Source organism: Exiguobacterium sp. USCH10, assembly GCF_037619445.1.
Lineage (GTDB): Bacteria > Bacillota > Bacilli > Exiguobacteriales > Exiguobacteriaceae > Exiguobacterium > Exiguobacterium aestuarii_A.
Window position 1 is genome coordinate 713275 of sequence record NZ_JAQPZO010000001.1, and the last position, 13328, is coordinate 726602.

Genomic DNA, 13328 nt, shown 5'->3' on the forward strand with positions numbered 1-13328 from the left:
TGTATAATACCGTCATTATACCTTAATCAGTGCCCATCCTAGCTTACTTTTCAAACATTTGGTAGAATGAGGTCAAATGACTGTATAGCCAACGTACGATGTTGGTGATAGAAAGGGTGGCCGTATGCGCGACGCAACTTCAATTCAAACTTTGGCAGATTGCCTTCACTTCATGCAGGTCGGAGAAATCGAGCGAGCCATCGCCCTCTTCCCTGAGGACGTGCGTGAACATTTTCCAAAAGAGCTTCGAAAAATCCACTTGTTTCATATTGAAAAGAACGGTCTGTCGATCAATCAAATCGTCGCCCTTGCGAACGCATTGACCGGAGAACATCTCTCGGCGACGACAATTCAAAATTGGACGAAGCGTGAAGTCCGTAAAATCATCGGAGTCCCACGAATCGGTAAAAAGTATTCCTTGCATCAAGCAGCCATCATCTACCTTCTTGATGACTTGAAACACCTTTTCTCACTTGAAGAGACAAGTTCCTTATTGGCACTTATCTTCAACAACCCTGACCGGGACGAAGACGACTTCATCACTCCGATTGATTTTTATCGCCTGTATGCGGAGTACGCCAAGTCGACGAGTCCGATTGATTTACTCGATACTCGTGCCAAGCGTTCTCTCGAAAAAACGAAATACACACATCCGAATATCATTCATGTCTTAAAGCTCTGTTTGTACGCACACCGTGTGACGACACTCGAGCTCGAGGCCAAACACTATTTGAACCGTTTCATTTGATGGAACGGTTTTTTTGCATCAAAAAACACCGGTCAAGGACCGGTGCTCGTCATCGTTATGAGACAGATGCAGCGAGCGGCATCCGCGATTTAACCGTTAACGTTTTTAAGACAGAAAGGAGTTCGAACATCGATAGCTGATCTGCTTCCTTCGTTAAGCAGAACGTGTCGTCCTCTTGTTTCCGTAGCTCCGCGACAAGTTTTCCTGCTTTGTCACGGACGCTGAACTTATGACGTTCCACATCGTATTGAATCGTGAAGAGTCCGCGTTCATAGACGTTGTACTCACACTTTTTCCCGAATAACGAGAACTTGTCTTTCAATTGACCAATCGCCTGTCCGTCATGGTTCATCACGACCCATTTTTGGCAGTTCGGGATATACTTCCCGTGAGCGATCTGTCGTCCAGACAAATTGTGCACTTGGACACTGCCTTCCGCGTCGCGGTGAACAGATCCGATCGCATCATTTGTCTCATCATAAATGGTCGCCTCGCCTTGCGTAAAGACGCAACCTTTTACATAAATTAATTTGCGCACCGCTTTTCCTCCTAGCACGTTCCAACCGTGATTGTTTGTATGTGTACGGTCGGGCATTTCTTGAAACCCCAATCGTTTCTCTGTGTAGTTTTTATCTCGTTTCAACTACTACATATTTCATATGACGAAGATGATTATTGCATCGATTAAAGAAAAAGACAAGCCCTTTTTTTCGACATCATTTTGGATTCTGTCGAACTTGTGAACATGCCTATTCTTATCGCTTATATCCCGCTTCTTTTAAGAGTTCTTCAAGCTCCATTCTTGCAATCAGACGAACTTGATTTGGCGCTGCCAATTCATACGCACTGTCCGTAAATGTCGAGTTCGTCACGACCCATCCTTCATGTGCCTGATAATACGGAACAGCAGCCGCGATTTGTTGAACCGCTTCAAGACCGACTACCTTTTCATACCGTTTCGCTTGTACCGCAATCGACCATCCATCTGGTGTCTCGAGTAACAAGTCTGCCCCGAAGTCACGCGAGGCTGGTGTCACGGTGACCGTGTATCCGAGCGCCGTAAACACATCCTCTAAGAACAGTTCGAATTCTCGGCCATCCATCCGATCGATTCGGTCGATTGTCGACAGTCGGGCTCTCCAGACGAACCACACGATTCCTAACAGGAGTAGTAAGATACTGCTCCAAAGCGGTGCTCCGAACCACCATAGACCAATAGCACCGACCATACTAATAAGTAATCCAATCATCCCCATCGTTCCTTTCCACGTCCTCTCTCCCACTTTACCGTTTCGAGGGCAGGAAATGAAAGGGGGACCTGTCGAATGTTATAGAAGATATGCTCGTCTGACACCACGAAGGAGGGATGATCGTTCATGGAGAATCGCACCAATCTCCACAGTGAGTTATTACATGCATTACCTTACGGGGTTGCTTTAATAGAAAAAGACGGAACAATCGTTCAGGCAAACCGGCCGTTCCTAGAAAAGTTTCCAGAGAATCTACAGACTCGTACGAACCTCTTTCATATGGTCAACCAGTCTCCGATGACGATGGAATTATCTCGCCGAATGGAGCAAGGACTTCCATGGATGTATGAACTGCCGATGATGCGCGTGCATGCCATCCCTTGGGAAAAGCACTACATTCTTTCCATCGAACCACTCCCTCTCGATACACGCGTGACGATTCAACACAATGCGTTTGAAGCAATGATGAACACCGAGCTCGACATGGCGATGATCATGACGGATGCCAATATGTTGATCACTCGATTCAATCAGGGTGCGACGGAACTATTCGGCTACGCCCCTCATGAAGTGTTATATGAGATGACCCCGTTCGCTTTGTTCGAGTCAAGGGAGCTGAGCGAAAAGCGTTCTGCCTATCAAGATGAGACAGAACGGTTGCTTTCGTTCGAACAAATGTTACGCCTCGCGCTCGACAAAGGAGACCGTGAGTGGAAATTTCAATGTAAAGACCGGACACATTTTATCGGAAAACTCTTTATGCACCCGGTATATGAACAAGAGCAACTCATCGGATTCTTTTTCTTCGTATTTGACGTGAGTCCTGAGATTGAACTAAAACGAGAACTTCGTTATAAGGAACAACGCTATCGCATGTTTGCCGAATCTGTCATCGAGGCGGTCCTATTCCACGAAGACGGGATGATTCTTGACGCGAACAAAGCAGCGGAATCCATCTTCAAAATCCCAGCTGAACAAATGGTCGGTCGGCAAACGGTTGAATTTATTGCCGAAGGATATCGGGCAGATGTGTTGCGACGGATTCGCAATCATATCCAAACGCCATATGAAGTGATTGGACGACGAGCGGACGGCACGTTTCTAGAGATGGAGGTTTACCCGAAAGAAGTGACGTATCTTGGCCAAACGTTACGAGTCGCCGTCATGCGTGACATTAGCGACCGAAAAAAAATAGAACGCATGCTCGAACGAGAGAAAAATGCGATTGCCCGCCAACGGGACATCATTCAATCGATTTTACAAGCGTCAAACGAAGCATTCGTCTTGACCGAGTCGAACGGGAGTGTCTTGTTCATGAACGTCCATGCGCGACGTCTCATGGACTTACCTGGGATCGCCCCGAATAAAATACAAGAGCGGATCCCCCTCCTCTCCACGTTCCGTCCCCGCGACCGAAGCGAGATGCTACGTAAGATGGATCAACTGTTAGACGGAACGGCTCGGGAAGTGTCCATGCGTTTCTCCATCCCACAACCGAACGATCGGGATGAGGAATATTACGAGATGTATGGCACGACAATGGATACGAAACGACAAATCGGAATGGACAGCGGCTTCTTATTCGTATTCCGTAACCGGACGGAAGAGGAGCGGATGGACCAGATTAAAAATGAGCTAGTGAGTACGGTCTCGCATGAACTGCGGACACCCCTTTCTTCATTATCTGGTTACATCGAGTTGATGCTCGCTCGCGATTTGACGCCTGATAAGCGAGAACGTTTCTTGAAGACGATGTCACGGGAAGCGTCACGGTTAACGGCGTTACTCAATGACTTCTTAGACATTCAACGCATGGAGGGTGGTCATCAGGAATACAAGCAAGATCAGTTCTCATTGAATGAACTCGTCTTAGAGGTGGTTGAACGCTTCCGTGAAACGAATGACCATGCCATTCATTTTGATAACGCTGATGAAGATCTACGCTTGATTGCTGACCGGGACCGCATTGAACAAGTACTTGTCAACTTAATTTCGAATGCAATCAAGTATTCGCCGAACGAACAAGAAATTGAAGTACGGGTCCGGCACGACCACAACCAGGCCCACGTCTCTATTCGTGACTTCGGAATCGGTATTCCTGAACACGCCTTCGAGAAACTTTTTACAAAGTTTTATCGGGTCGATAACTCCGATACACGTAAAATTGGTGGGACCGGTCTTGGCTTGTCCATCTGTAAAGAAATCATCGAATCCCATGGCGGCAGCATCGAAGTGGAATCGACTGTCGGAAAAGGATCGACGTTTACATTCACACTAGACTTAGCGGAGGAACTATCATGAACGATTATGCCTTTACCGGATTCCCTGGATTTTTAGCTGGAAAGTTAATCGAACATCTTGCGTCGTTGCCTCATCAAATCGGAACTATCTATGCGCTTCATCTCCCTAACCAACAGCGTGAAGCGGAAGAACTACGAGACACGTTGCTGTCTACGACATCCCTCGAGCCTCGTCAGCTCGTCTTAGTGGAGGCAGACATCACGTTACCGGAAGTGATTCTCGATCCGATTATGCGCTCTGTCATCGAGCGTGACGTGCATTACGTCTTTCATCTAGCTGCGGCCTATGACTTGAGCATTCCGTATGACACGGGGTATCGAATCAATATCCTCGGTACGAAACACGTCACGGCGTTCGCCAAACGGTCGAAACAGTTAAAGCGGTACGTCTATTTCAGTACGGCCTATATTGCCGGTCGCAGGCAAGGGACCGTCTATGAGAACGAACTCTGGCATCGGGCTCGATTTAAAAATCATTATGAAGCGACTAAATATGAAGCGGAAGCACTCGTCTCCCGCGAGATGGGCACAATGCCAATCACTATTATTCGTCCTGGTATTGTGATTGGACATAGTCGAACAGGTGAAACGAAGAAGTTTGACGGTGTCTATTTTGTATTGAAATTGATGGCGCAACTTCAACAGATGCGACCGCTCCCTTATATCGGACGTGCGAACGTCGAAGTGAATTTAGTTCCTTATGATTATGTCGTGGAAGCGACCGCCTTCTTAGCACACTCGCCAGTCGGGGCGAAACGGACGTTTCATTTGACGGACCCTTTCCCGCATGGTGCGCGTGAAGTGTATCGCATGCTACATGAGACGATGTTCCACCGTCCTCCTCGCGGCACGGTCCCTCATGCTGTTGCAGATGTCGCATTCACGACTTGGAAAAACGCCGCACAACTGGATGTTCCGCACGAACTGCTAGACTATTTCAAACATCCTGTCCATTTCGATACGACGCAAACGATTCGTGCGCTTGATGGGACTGGAATCGTCTGTCCGGATCTTCAAGATTACCTACCGGAGGTCGTCCAATATTTCATGACACACGAAAAGCCCTGAATGCGTTCAGGGCTTCAACTATAATGAACTGAATGATCGGGATCAACAGGTCGAATGCGAGTGTACTCCTTAACGAGAGTACACTCGTTTTTTTATACTTGATCCATTTTTTTATGAGAAATCGCTTGTTCGTGTAGCAGACGCTCGAGAACGAGGATATAGACCAACGCCACGAGAAGACCGATTATACCAGGGAGAACAGCAATGAGTGCATCCTCCAAATATATTTTTGGAATCAGGTAAAGGAATAGTGACTTCACCACATTCATCAGTATCAGTGAGGTGAGCAAAACAAGCGTCACCGCTCTTTTTGATACATCCCCGAAGAATGGACGTCCTTCTTCCTCTCCTTTTGTTATACCTAGCCAAGATAACAAGTTAAAACCCCCTTAATCGATTCAGACAGATTACTCATTTTTAAATCCATTATATACCAATGATTAAATGGTATAAAAGCTGATAAAAAACGATTTCGCCTTCTGATTAGTATAGACCTAAAAAAGGCTACAATCCCCTATGCATGGATTGCAGCCAAATACGTTCTTTCTTCATACGCTCTTTTTTAACCAATCAAAATCTTCTCTTTCGGATAGCGAATCTTGCGGTCGGCTTGTCGTGCGACCGTAAAGAGAATCGTCAACGATCCGACACGTCCAAGAAGCATCATGAACATGATGAACCCTTTGCCGGCAGCATTCAAATCAGAAGTAATGCCTAATGATAACCCGACCGTCCCGAACGCCGACACCGTCTCAAACAGAATGGCGCTCGCTGGAATATGACCGTTCGTCAAAATGACGAGTGTCGTGATAATCAGGATGAAGAAGAAGCTCGAGATGGCGACAACATATGCCTTTTTGATTTGAAACGCATCAATCGTCCGCTCCATAATGACCGTTTCTTTCTTACCTGCAATGAACGCCCACATGTCCGCAAAGATGACCGCTAGCGTCGTCACTTTAATCCCTGACCCCGTCGAAGCTGCACCGGCCCCGATATACATCAAAATTAAAATCAAACCGATTGAGGCAGGTGCCATCGTTGCGATATCAATCGTATTGAAACCGGCCGTACGTGTCGTCACGGCTTGGAAAAAGGTCACGTGTAGTGCCTCACCGATGGACCGCCCATAGAGAGAACCTTCGTTTGATACCCACTCAAACATCATGAGCACGAACCATGCTACCCCATTGATGACCAAAAGGGACAGAATCATGATCTTCGAATGGAGGGCGAGACGCTTCCATCCTCGCACCTCTGTCGCATCGGCAATCGTCGTGAACCCGAGACCCCCAATCATGATCATGAGGGCGATGGTCACGACAATCGCCGTGTTTTGTTCAAATGACATTAGACTGTCCGGGAACAACGCGAAGCCTGCATTGTTAAAGGCAGAGACGGCATGGAAAAAGCCGTAGTAAAGTGCCGCACCAAAAGAATAACTCTCTGTACTATATAGCTCGAACGTCAAAAATAGCATCCCGATAAATTGAACAATGACCGTCGTGAAGACGATATTTCGCACGAGACGAACCGTTCCACCGGGTCCGGCTAAGTTTAGCGATTCTTGCAAGAGAATCCGTTGTTTCAATCCAATTTTCTTCCCTAATACACTGAGGAGCATCAACGCAATCGTCATGAACCCGAGACCCCCGATTTGAATGAGGGCAACAATCACTAATTCTCCAAACAGATTGAACGACGATCCGATGTCGACTGTCGACAATCCGGTCACGGTACCCGCGGAAGTCGCGATAAATAGACAATCAATCCAAGACACTGGTTCTTCTTGAGCAAATGGCATATATAAAAGTGTTGCCCCGATAAAAATCGCAAGTAAAAATCCTCCCGCGATAAAGCGAGCAGGTTTTTCAAACACGACTCGATAAAGTACCTCGATTCGCTTCAAGCGCATCTCACGCGCTGACAGTCTATGTCGCATCACGACATCCCCTTCACTTCTGTTATTCTAAGCCTCATGTTACTCCTCGCCTTTCTAAATGCCAACAAGAAAATGTATCTCTAACGCTTTCCTCGAATTTTTGGTATTATGGGAGATAGACTTTAAGAATGTTGAGGAGGTTGAATGAAACCGTGGACCCTAGTACGGTAGATCATTCGATAGAGGATGTCTCGCGAAGGTTGGAGCGACAATCACAATGTATGCCCGCTCACCTTTATTTTCAGCTAGAAGAGTTACTCAATTGGTCACTTGAGCAAGAAGTCGTGAATCAATTGTACGCATTGTTAAAAAAATACGACGTATTAACCGATATAGAGCGTGAAGAACGAAACATCAGCATTCAAATGCTGATTGATGAAAACGGCGCTTAATCATCGGGAACGCATGTTGCGGGAGACGAGTAGCGTCTCTCGCTTTTTTTGTCCTGATTTATTTCGGAAAGGTGGAAAACAAAGACATGGATGTCGTTACGTTAGTCGGGCTCATACTCGGGTTCCTCACCCTCGTTGGTGGAATGTTATTAAAAGGAGCGGGTATCGCACCGCTGATCAACCCTGCCGCAATCGTTATCATTTTCGTCGGTACAGCTGCTGCGGTCAGTATCGCCGTATCGAAAGAACAGCTTCAAAATGTACCGAAGTTATTTAAAATCTTGTTCAAAAAACAAGAACTCCCAAGTAAATCTGGATTGCTTACACAATTTGTCGATTTATCGACGCAAGCTCGGAAAGAGGGTCTATTATCTCTTGAAACAGCACTCGAACAAGTCGAAGAACCATTTTTACGCCAAGGCATGATGATGGTCATCGACGGTCAACCTTCTGAGTATATTGCGGAAGTCATGTCACGTGACATCGAAAACATGGAACAGCGTCATAAGGCGAACGCCGACATCTTCACCCAGGCCGGGACATATGCGCCGACGCTCGGGGTACTCGGAGCCGTTATCGGATTGATTGCCGCCCTGAAAGATTTGTCGGATATCGAAAAACTCGGACACGCCATTTCGGCGGCCTTCGTCGCGACACTATTCGGGATTTTCACCGGGTACGTACTTTGGTTCCCGTTTGCCAATAAATTAAAGCAGTATTCGAAGAGCGAAGTCGTCATCAAAGAAATGATGATTGAAGGGATTTTATCGATTCAAAGCGGTGAATCTCCAAAAACGTTAGAAGATAAGCTGTCTGTGTATTTGTCTCCAAAGGAGCGAGCTGACTATGAAACGCAAAAAGAAGCATGATCATGAAGAACACATTCCAGAAGGTTGGCTCATTCCTTACGCCGACTTATTGACGCTCTTACTCGCGCTCTTCATCGTATTGTTCGCATCGAGTAACATCGACCAGACGAAGCTAGAGAAAATGTCGCGCTCGTTCAACCAAGTATTCTCTGGAGGCGTCAGTGTCTTCCAAGCTTCGACCGCCTCAAACAGCGACATCAGTCGGACAGATAACACGAATACGACCGCCAATCCGCGCACGTACGAGCTCGCTCAGCTCGATGAGTTGAAAGAAGATGTGAACCAATACATTAAGAAGAACGGGTTAGAGAGCCAAATTAAAGCGACGATTAACTCCAGTGGTCTCGTCTTAACAATTCAAGACCGCGCCCTCTTCAACTTAGGAGAGGCGACACTTGATGCCGATGCTCAAAATGTGGCTCAAAACATCAGTCAAATCTTAGAGAAGGCTGGAAAGCGAGAAATTGTCGTCTCTGGTCATACGGATAACATCCCCATCAACACGGCCCGCTTCCCATCGAACTGGGAGCTCAGTTCAGCACGTGCGACGGCATTCATGCGTGGATTATTGACGAATGATGCACTGAACCCGGCTCAGTTTACACTCGCAAGTTACGGGGAATTCAAACCAATCGCCACGAACGATACAGAAGAAGGTCGTTCGAAAAACCGACGCGTCGAAGTGTTGATTAAACCGCTCGTCGACTTATCGGAGGGCGAACCGAAGATGATTGAAACGATCACCTTACCGAACTAAAATCACCCACTCAAACGAGTGGGTGATTTGTGTTATTGCGTCAATTTGAAGTAACGTCTCGCTAGTTCTGTGAGCGGACTTTCAAACAAGCGTTTCCGCCAGTAGAGATCCGTCACTTTCTTCACCGCTTCACTGCGCGATGGATAAGGATAAATCATGCGTGACAACTTGCCAATCTTATCGCCGCGTTGCATCGCATAGACGACGATTTGCATCCAGTCGCCAGCTGATTCACCAACCGCATGTGCCCCGATAATCTTTCCATTTTTCTTCGTGATGACTTTGACAAAGCCCGCCTCTTGGCGTTCGGCGATGAAACGGTCCACTTCCGACAGTTTCGCTTCATATGTCTCGATGTCATCCCCGTAACGCTCACGCGCTTCTTTCTCCGTCATCCCAACGTGAAATACTTCGGGATCTGTGAACGTGATCCAAGGAAGCTTACTGTAATCTACCTTGTTCCATAGTCCAAACAGTGCGTTCGCAACAACGGCTTTCCCTTCTTCGCCAGCCGCGTGTGTGAACGGTAACGTCTTGATCGTATCGCCAATCGCAAAGATATGCGGCTGTGACGTCCGATACGAAGAGGAGACATCGATGTATCCTTTCGTCACTTGAACGTTTGCACGATCGAGACGAAGCGCGTCGATGCGTGGCACACGCCCTGTCGCCATGAGCAGTTTATCTGCTTCATATTCGACTGTCTCGCCGTCCACCTCTGTCGTGACACGAATGCGACCGTCGACTTCATCGACCCGGTTGACCTTCACGCCGATTTTTAAGCGCATCGCCATCTCGAGTTGAGATTTTAGGTAAGTTGAGACGTCCTCATCTTCTTTTGGCAAGAACGCATCCTGTGCCTCGAGTACCGTAACTTGCGAGCCGAGTCGAACAAACGATTGTGCCAACTCGAGGCCGACTGTCCCGGCACCGATGACAATGAGGCTTTCCGGAAGCGTCTCTTCTTCAAAAACCGTCTCGTTCGTTAAGTATGGGACTTGATCCAATCCGTCGATTGGAGGGACTGTCGGTTTTGAGCCGGTCGAGATGACGAATTTTTTTCCAATCAATAAATCGTCCCCGACTTTCAATTCTGTCGGGCTTTGGAAAGAAGCTTCTCCGATGTACACGTCGACCCCAATCTTTTCAAAACGTTCTGTCCCATCATGGTCTTGGATAATAGCGCGCGCCTTGTCGACTCGTGCTTTCGACATTTGATAATGCTCGCCTCCATTGAATTCTGTTCCGAGAACCCGCGCTGCGCGCATCATCGCATTCGCTTCTTTCGAGGCGGCAATCAATGCTTTCGACGGGACACATCCGACGTGCAGACAGTCGCCACCTAAATGTTTGTTCTTTTCAACAAGCGCGACCTTCGCGCCTAAGTTCGCTGCTCCTGCTGCTACCGTCATCCCAGCGGCACCACCGCCGATGACAATCAACTGATAGTCCTTCATCGAATCAACCTCCGGTATCGTTCACTCACATCTTCCATCCGCTTCCGATTCACGCCAAAGTCTGAATAGCCGACACGTGACGCAGACCGAAACTCGACTTGTTGAGTGGAATCATCAAATAGAAAATTCACATCATCTTTAAAACGCATCACTTTCGAGGTCACCACATAATGAAGGCCCTCATCTGTTTCTTTGATCAGTTCGGCCCGTGGCAATTGGTTCATTGCCATCTTGATCGCTTCAATTGATTGGCCGCGACTACCCGCATATGGGAGCGGAGACATGCGTAACTCTTCAATCGAGGTTTGCGTCGAGACGGCATTTGGACTTCCTTTTAACGGCTTTAATGACTGATTGGCCATAACAAAAACCTCCCTCATTCTACATACATCTATATATGTAGCCTGAATTCGGGAGGTTTAACCCTATTAATGTAGTTCACTCGGGTCGAGAGGTAATAAAACCGTCACGGTCGTCCCGTGTCCGACCTCACTCTCGATGACGAGTTTTCCTTCATGTGCCTCAATCAACTCTTTGGAGATGGCGAGTCCGAGACCGCTACTCCCTTCCGTCACATGGGCCTGATAGAACATTTCGGTGATACGCTGCAAATGATCACGTGAGATACCAGGACCTTCATCGATGATCGAGATGAAGGCGACACGTTCTGATTGAACGAAACGGATGGTCAATGTCCCGCCATCCGGTGAAAAGCGAATCGCATTCTCAAGAATGTTCAGGAACACTTGTTTCAATCGATTCTCATCAAATAGCCCGACTGACTTTTGAGGATAACGTTCGATGAGTGTAATGCCTTTGTCTTCGAGCGACTGCTTTAACTGCAACGTCACTTTTCGCAACAAGGAGACTAAATCGAGTTCCTGACGATACAAGACCAATCGACTCTCTTCAATCTTCGTGTAATCGAGAAGCTGCTCTACAAGACCAATCATGCGCTCTGTTTCCGAATGAATGATACTCAGACCAAGCTCCGTTTCTTCAGACAACTTCTCATCGCCACCTCGAATTGTCTCCGTCCATCCTTTAATCGATGTGAGCGGTGTCCGCAATTCATGGGAGACGCTCGAGAGAAACTCATTACGTGTCGACTGGTGCTGCTGTACTTTCGCACCTAAATACGTGAGTGTCCGAGCCAATGCCCCAAGCTCATGTTTCTCATTCGACTCCACAGCCACATCGAAATCACCTTGAGCCATCTCATCTGCCGTTTCGATGATTTGACGAATCGGACGAACGAAACGATCGGCAATGCGAATGACCGTGTAGAGCGCGAGTAACCAGATGAGGACACCAATCATGACGACGGTCATCCAAATTTCACGGATGAGCGTATCTAAGTCTTCAAGTGGGCGTGTAAAGCTAATGGCGAACTCTGACGTATCGTTCGTCATAATCGGACTGGTGACCGATAAGTAATGCTCGTCACCGACGTCATAGTCCTGAACGACCGACTCACCTCGTGATAGCTCTTGCAATTGTTCTTGTGAAAAAGATGCCTGCCTCGTCCGTTGACCGGTCGTCTTGACGATTGAACCGCTCTGGTCGACAATCGTCAAATCGGTTCCGGGATATCCGAATGTCCGGACGAGAACGGAAAAGGCACTCGGCGTCTCAAACCCGACTTGGGCTTGAGGATATAAATATGCACTCGTAGTCGCATGACTGAGTAACGCTTCCGACTCATACTCGTAATAGTATCGATATGTCCCGTAAGACAAGACACTGACGAGTAAAAGCAAGACGATCGTCACGACAATCATCATGCGAATAACTAACTGTTGTTTCATGCTTCATGTCTCCGCCATTTATATCCGTGACCCCATAATGTTTCAATATAAATCGGATGACTCGGGTCATCTTCGATTTTTTGACGCAAGCGACGAATGTTAACGTCGACGGTCTTGCGGTCACCGAAGTAGTTGACGCCCCATACGGCATCGAGTAGTGCATCACGCGATAAAACAATTTCCTCATTTTGAACAAGATGACAAATCAAGTCATACTCGGTCGGCGTCAAATCGATCGATTGACCGTACTTCGTCACTTGCTTCGCCGCAAGATCAATCGCGAATGGGCCTGACTTCAACCGCTTCGAGTCTTTTCGTTTCACTTTTTCCACGCGTCGCAGCAACGCTTGAATGCGTGCTACCAATTCGCCTGGACTGAACGGTTTGGCGATATAATCGTCCGCCCCTTTTCCGAGTCCTTCGATTTTATCTTCTTCGAGCGTCCGTGCCGTCAACATGATAATCCCGACGTTTTCATCGATATCTCGAATGGCCGCACATGCCTCGAACCCGTCCATCTCCGGCATCATAACGTCTAATAAGACGACATCGAACGGTTCACGGTCAAATGCGGTGACCGCCTCTCGTCCATTCGTCGCCTCAAACACATCGAAACCGGCTCGTTTTAAATTCACAATAATGAAGCTGCGAATCGCATGCTCGTCCTCAGCTACTAAAATTCGATTCATATTTACACCTCTTCTAGAGTTCACTTCTCTACATTATAGTTACGTTTT

At 47.4% G+C, this 13328-nt stretch carries 14 protein-coding genes; 6 read left to right on the forward strand and 8 right to left on the reverse strand.

All coding sequences use genetic code 11. The features are described 5' to 3' along the window. Positions 1 to 124 precede the first annotated feature (124 nt). Positions 125 to 748 carry a DUF1836 domain-containing protein gene (locus PQI28_RS03650; protein ID WP_214747004.1) on the forward strand — a complete coding sequence of 208 codons (624 nt, stop codon included), beginning with the start codon at positions 125 to 127 and terminating at the stop codon, positions 746 to 748. A 55-nt stretch (positions 749 to 803) separates the two neighbouring features. On the opposite strand, the gene PQI28_RS03655 is transcribed toward PQI28_RS03650, so the two are convergent. Both PQI28_RS03655 and PQI28_RS03660 read right to left on the reverse strand, forming a co-directional pair. Continuing rightward, a complete protein-coding gene (locus tag PQI28_RS03655; RefSeq protein ID WP_015880506.1) occupies positions 804 to 1286 on the reverse strand; it encodes a hypothetical protein in 483 nt (160 codons plus the stop codon). A 217-nt stretch (positions 1287 to 1503) separates the two neighbouring features. After that, positions 1504 to 1998 carry a restriction endonuclease gene (locus PQI28_RS03660; protein ID WP_339962553.1) on the reverse strand — a complete coding sequence of 165 codons (495 nt, stop codon included), beginning with the start codon at positions 1996 to 1998 and terminating at the stop codon, positions 1504 to 1506. 126 nt (positions 1999 to 2124) lie between these two features. Here PQI28_RS03660 and PQI28_RS03665 point away from each other — a divergent pair, with 126 nt between their 5' ends. Both PQI28_RS03665 and PQI28_RS03670 read left to right on the forward strand, forming a co-directional pair. Further along, on the forward strand, positions 2125 to 4299 hold the full coding sequence (locus tag PQI28_RS03665; RefSeq protein ID WP_339962554.1) for a PAS domain-containing sensor histidine kinase: 2175 nt from the start codon (positions 2125 to 2127) through the stop codon (positions 4297 to 4299). Then, positions 4296 to 5366 (forward strand): SDR family oxidoreductase, encoded by a 1071-nt coding sequence (locus PQI28_RS03670; RefSeq protein ID WP_214746995.1) that lies wholly within the window; start codon positions 4296 to 4298, stop codon positions 5364 to 5366. Before PQI28_RS03665 ends, PQI28_RS03670 begins: the two co-directional genes overlap by 4 nt. Before the next feature lie 92 nt (positions 5367 to 5458). Here PQI28_RS03670 and PQI28_RS03675 read toward each other — a convergent pair whose 3' ends face one another. Together PQI28_RS03675 and PQI28_RS03680 are read right to left on the reverse strand one after the other, a co-directional pair. Continuing rightward, entirely contained in the window at positions 5459 to 5743 is a 285-nt protein-coding gene (locus tag PQI28_RS03675; protein ID WP_224862901.1) for a hypothetical protein, read from the reverse strand. Positions 5744 to 5928: 185 nt separating this feature from the next. Beyond that, positions 5929 to 7308: a TrkH family potassium uptake protein gene (locus tag PQI28_RS03680; protein ID WP_339962555.1), complete on the reverse strand. Its 1380-nt coding sequence runs from the start codon at positions 7306 to 7308 to the stop codon at positions 5929 to 5931. Positions 7309 to 7508: 200 nt separating this feature from the next. Here PQI28_RS03680 and PQI28_RS03685 point away from each other — a divergent pair, with 200 nt between their 5' ends. The 3 genes from PQI28_RS03685 to PQI28_RS03695 all read left to right on the forward strand — a co-directional run bounded on the left by PQI28_RS03685 (position 7509) and on the right by PQI28_RS03695 (position 9326). Beyond that, on the forward strand, positions 7509 to 7700 hold the full coding sequence (locus PQI28_RS03685; RefSeq protein ID WP_224862903.1) for a hypothetical protein: 192 nt from the start codon (positions 7509 to 7511) through the stop codon (positions 7698 to 7700). An 86-nt stretch (positions 7701 to 7786) separates the two neighbouring features. Then, positions 7787 to 8569: a flagellar motor stator protein MotA gene (gene motA, locus PQI28_RS03690; protein WP_074034258.1), complete on the forward strand. Its 783-nt coding sequence runs from the start codon at positions 7787 to 7789 to the stop codon at positions 8567 to 8569. Beyond that, positions 8547 to 9326 (forward strand): flagellar motor protein MotB, encoded by a 780-nt coding sequence (locus tag PQI28_RS03695; RefSeq protein ID WP_271305946.1) that lies wholly within the window; start codon positions 8547 to 8549, stop codon positions 9324 to 9326. The genes motA and PQI28_RS03695 overlap by 23 nt, the downstream gene beginning before the upstream one ends. Before the next feature lie 32 nt (positions 9327 to 9358). On the opposite strand, the gene PQI28_RS03700 is transcribed toward PQI28_RS03695, so the two are convergent. The 4 genes from PQI28_RS03700 to PQI28_RS03715 all read right to left on the reverse strand — a co-directional run bounded on the left by PQI28_RS03700 (position 9359) and on the right by PQI28_RS03715 (position 13280). Further along, complete coding sequence (locus PQI28_RS03700; protein ID WP_214746981.1) at positions 9359 to 10783, reverse strand: dihydrolipoyl dehydrogenase family protein; 1425 nt, start codon at positions 10781 to 10783, stop codon at positions 9359 to 9361. Then, on the reverse strand, positions 10780 to 11145 hold the full coding sequence (locus PQI28_RS03705) for a DUF1499 domain-containing protein (protein WP_214695922.1): 366 nt from the start codon (positions 11143 to 11145) through the stop codon (positions 10780 to 10782). The genes PQI28_RS03700 and PQI28_RS03705 overlap by 4 nt, the downstream gene beginning before the upstream one ends. A gap of 66 nt (positions 11146 to 11211) precedes the next feature. Beyond that, complete coding sequence (locus PQI28_RS03710; protein WP_339962557.1) at positions 11212 to 12591, reverse strand: sensor histidine kinase; 1380 nt, start codon at positions 12589 to 12591, stop codon at positions 11212 to 11214. After that, entirely contained in the window at positions 12588 to 13280 is a 693-nt protein-coding gene (locus PQI28_RS03715) for a response regulator transcription factor (protein WP_026824524.1), read from the reverse strand. The genes PQI28_RS03710 and PQI28_RS03715 overlap by 4 nt, the downstream gene beginning before the upstream one ends. Positions 13281 to 13328 lie beyond the last annotated feature (48 nt).